This is a genomic window from Sphingomonas sp. RB1R13, assembly GCF_036663775.1.
In the GTDB taxonomy this organism is placed as follows: domain Bacteria; phylum Pseudomonadota; class Alphaproteobacteria; order Sphingomonadales; family Sphingomonadaceae; genus Sphingomicrobium.
This window is the reverse complement of record NZ_JAXOJM010000024.1, coordinates 1-1,487: the sequence shown is the minus strand read 5'-3', so window position 1 is coordinate 1,487 and position 1,487 is coordinate 1. Positions and strand designations below refer to the sequence as shown.

At 69.6% G+C, this 1,487-nt stretch carries 1 protein-coding gene; it reads right to left on the bottom strand.

Going from position 1 to position 1,487, the window contains the following annotated elements:
- Positions 1-1,487 (bottom strand): OPT family oligopeptide transporter (locus U1700_RS14455; RefSeq protein ID WP_332753394.1); only part of this gene is annotated, 1,487 nt, incomplete at both ends.

The following is a 1,487-nucleotide window of genomic DNA, read 5'->3' as shown; positions in this document are numbered from 1 at the left end:
GAAGCCGAAGGGCCCCGACGCGCTGGCGATGTCACCGACGATCGTGCCGCTATTGACCAGACTGATACCATTGTCGCTCTGGATGGCCGTCGTACCGGTGGTGGTGACCAGCCCCCCGGCCTGATTGACCAGCGACACGCTGTTACCCGAAATCGCCGCGCCCGTGCCGTTATTGCTGATCGTCCCGCTGTTGGTCAGCGTGGACGAGCGCAGATTGGCCAGCGTGGCGGCGGTGCCGTTGCTGGTGATCGTCCCAGTGTTCGTCCAGCCATTGCTATAGACCGCCGAGTTGTAGTTCGCGCCCGCATCAATCGCGCTGCGGCTGCCGCCATCGATGGTGCCCGCATTGGTCAGCGTGCCGATGGCACCGCTGATCGCGCCGATCGTGCCGCCCGCGCCGTCCGAATGGAAGGTCAGCGGCCCCGTCACCGTCGCGCCGATGTCGTCGCGCGCGATCATGACCGCATTGCTGGCGTTGAGCGCGAGGTCGAGGCCGACGCCCTTGGCGGCGGCGAAGTCGAACTGGCCGGTGCCGCTGACCCGCCCGTCCTTGCCTGCCTGCGCGGCGAAGCGGTCGATGACGAGGCGCGATCCACCGAACCGGCCGGTCGCCTGTACGTCGGTCAGGACGGTGCCGGTCGTCGCGCTCTCGATGCGCGCGCCGACCGCCTTCACTGCCCCGCGAATGACGGGCTGGTTAAGCGATCCGGTCACGTCCGCACCGATCGCGACCGGGCCGGACAGGTCGAACATCTCGACGCCGGTCAGCCGCCACAGCGTATCGGCAGGCCCGGCATAGCGAAGCTGCGCGATCAGGCGCCCGGCCTGCATCCGGCCGGCCCAATCCCCCGCACCGCCCGGCACGATCAGCGCTTGGCCGCGCCCGATGATCTTGCCCCCCGACGCCATGACCGCGCGCACGCCCAGCCGCTCGGCGGCCTCCGGGTTCGCGCTGCGCTTGGCCCAGCGGTCATAGGCGTGGCCGATCACCGCACCGACCACGACGGGCAATGTCGCCGACATGGGCAGATAGATGCCCAGCCCCACGCCCAGCGGGGGGAGGCGCAGCCAGCCGAGCTTGCCGCACAGCTCGTCGACGACAATCACGCCGACGCCGACCAGCGCACCCACGCCGATCATCGTCCAGTTCAGGTCGCCACCCAGCACACCCTTGGCCAGCGCGGAGATCAGCGCGGCCTGCGGTGCCGACAGCGCGTTCGGTCCCGCGCCCGGCGTGCCCGCAAAGCCCAGCGTGGCGTTCAGCAGGTCGAGCACCGGCGGGATCACCAGGCTGCCGAAGACGACGCCGATCATCAGCGCCACCTGCTGCTTCCACGGCGTCGCGCCGACGAGCTCGCCGGTCTTCAGGTCCTGAAGGTTGTCGTTGGAAATGGTCGCCACGCCGAACACGATGCCGGTGACGATCAGGGCATAGGCGACCAGCGCCTGGGTCGTCTCAGGCGGGGTACCGCGCCCGAACAGCCCGA